This is a genomic window from Paenisporosarcina sp. (assembly GCF_049671445.1).
Lineage (GTDB): Bacteria > Bacillota > Bacilli > Bacillales_A > Planococcaceae > Paenisporosarcina.
On the sequence record NZ_JBATUX010000138.1, the window covers coordinates 1 to 2,490 of the forward strand.

The following is a 2,490-nucleotide window of genomic DNA, read 5'->3' on the forward strand; positions in this document are numbered from 1 at the left end:
TAATCTGAACCAATTCCGCCGTACTCTTCCGGCCAAGGAATACCTGTTAAGCCAAGCTCCGCCATTTTGTCGAAAATTTCACGGTCAAAACGTTCTTCTTCGTCACGCTCTGCAGCTGTTGGTGCTACTTCTTTTGTAGCGAAGTCGCGTACCATTTTGCGAATCATTTCATGTTCTTCTGATAGTTTAAAGTTCATTATTATTCCACCTTTTTTAGTTTTGGGCTCTGTTAAATGATAGTGTTGATATTCCGCAAAACAGCTGCGCTTTCCGCGGGCGGGCGCCGAGCCAAGGTCTCGGCTGTCTCGCTTTCCCGCAGGAGTCTCCGCTGTTTTGCTCCACATCTATAAATATAAAAATCTACATTGAACGATGACATATACATTTTAATCAGACTCTTATTAAATTGTTGATCTTAATTCATATAATTGATTGTAGTGGAAGGTGGCGACTCCTAGGGGATCAGCAAGCCAATTAAGACCCTGGACTGAGCATCGCTAGGGAAGCGGCTTGATGCTTGCCCCCAGGAAAGCGTCCACCTGTAGCGACTCTGATTTATAATCTATTTAAGCAAATGTTTGCCGATTACTACTCGTTGAATTTCAGATGTACCTTCATATATTTCCGTTACTTTAGCATCTCGGAAATAGCGTTCTACTGGGTAATCTTCTGTGTAGCCGTAGCCGCCAAATACTTGAACAGCTTCGATTGACGTGTCCATTGCTGTTTTTGATGCGAATAGTTTTGCCATCGATGCTTCTTTCCCGCAAGCTAATCCGCGAGTACGTAAATCTGCTGCGCGATAGACTAATAATTTTGAAGCCTCAACAGCTGTTGCCATATCTGCTAATTTAAAGCCAACGCCTTGTTGTGCAGCGATTGGTTTTCCAAATTGCACGCGTTCTTTTGCGTAACCAACTGACGCTTCGAATGCTGCTTCTGCAATACCTAAAGCCTGCGCTGCAATTCCGATACGACCTACATCTAAGTTTGCCAAGGCAATTTTAAACCCTTCGCCTTCTTGACCTAATAAGTTTTCAGCCGGAACTAACATGTCTTCAAACGTTAGTTGAACTGTTCGAGAACCGTGTAAGCCCATTTTGTGTTCATCTTTACCGATAATAAGTCCTGGCGTATCTTTATCTACGATAAACGCAGATACACCTTTTGAGCCTTGTGTTGCATCTGTTGAAGCAAAAACAATATACACATCAGCTTCACCACCGTTTGTGATGAATACTTTTGAGCCGTTAATTTTATAATGATCGCCGTCTTTAACTGCTTTTGATTTCATTGAGCCAACATCAGAACCAGCAGATGGTTCTGTTAAGCAAAATGCACCTAAATATTCGCCAGCAGCTAATTTCGGAACATATTTTTCTTTTTGTTGTTCGTTACCGAAATACAAAATCGGATTCGTTCCAACCGATGTATGAACAGACAAGATAACTCCAACTACAGCACTCACTTTTGATAATTCATGAATGGCAATAACGTAGCTTGTGAAGTCCATTTCAGATCCGCCGTATTTTTCTGGAATCGTGATACCCATTAAGCCAAGTGCGGCCATTTTTTTCAAAATTTCACGTGGGAATTCGCCTTTTTCCATTTTTTCAATGAATGGCTCGATTTCCGTTTTTGCAAAGTCGCGTACCATATTGCGCATCATAATTTGTTCTTCTGTGAATTTCAATTCCATTGGTGAAGCCCCCTATACGTACTCGTAAAAACCGCGACCTGTTTTCTTACCTAACCAGCCTGCTTTTACGTATTTGCGAAGCAATGGACACGGTCGATATTTACTATCTCCGAAGCCATCATGTAAAATTTCCATTATATATAAACATGTATCAAGGCCAATAAAATCAGCTAATTGTAGAGGTCCCATTGGATGATTCATCCCAAGTTTCATTACGTCGTCGATTGCTTCTTTCGTTGCTACACCTTCGTAAAGTGTATAAATTGCTTCGTTAATCATTGGCATTAAGATACGATTTGAAACGAAACCTGGAAAGTCGTTAACTTCTACAGGAACTTTTCCAAGTTTTTTCGTCATGTCTTCGATGCTTGTGTAAACTTCGTCAGTCGTTGCAAGTCCACGAATGATTTCAACAAGTTTCATCACTGGTACTGGATTCATAAAGTGCATGCCGATTACTTGAGCTGGGCGATTCGTCGCTGCTGCAATTTCAGTAATCGGTAATGATGATGTGTTAGATGCTAAAATGGCATGTTTAGGTGTAATTTCATCTAGTTGTTTAAAGATTTTTTGTTTGATTTCCATGTTTTCAACTGCGGCTTCAATGACTAAATCAACATCGGATGCATCGTTAAGATCTAATGATTTAGTAATGCGTGATAAGACTTGAGTTTTTTCATCTTCCGTCATGCGTCCTTTTTCAACGTTGCGTGATAGATTTTTCGTAATATTTGCAAGTCCACGTTGGAAAAATTCTTCCTTCATATCGTTTAATTTCACATCAAATCCAG

At 40.4% G+C, this 2,490-nt stretch carries 3 protein-coding genes; all 3 read right to left on the reverse strand.

Going from position 1 to position 2,490, the window contains the following annotated elements; genetic code table 11:
- Window positions 1-197: acyl-CoA dehydrogenase family protein (locus WBG45_RS16560; protein ID WP_424416179.1), on the reverse strand; the 197-nt coding region annotated here is incomplete at its 3' end.
- A 365-nt stretch (window positions 198-562) separates the two neighbouring features.
- Window positions 563-1,699, reverse strand: a complete 1,137-nt coding sequence (locus WBG45_RS16565) for an acyl-CoA dehydrogenase (protein ID WP_424416180.1) — start codon at window positions 1,697-1,699, stop codon at window positions 563-565.
- Window positions 1,700-1,711: 12 nt separating this feature from the next.
- On the reverse strand, window positions 1,712-2,490 hold a 779-nt coding region (locus tag WBG45_RS16570), incomplete at its 5' end, for a 3-hydroxybutyryl-CoA dehydrogenase (RefSeq protein WP_424416181.1).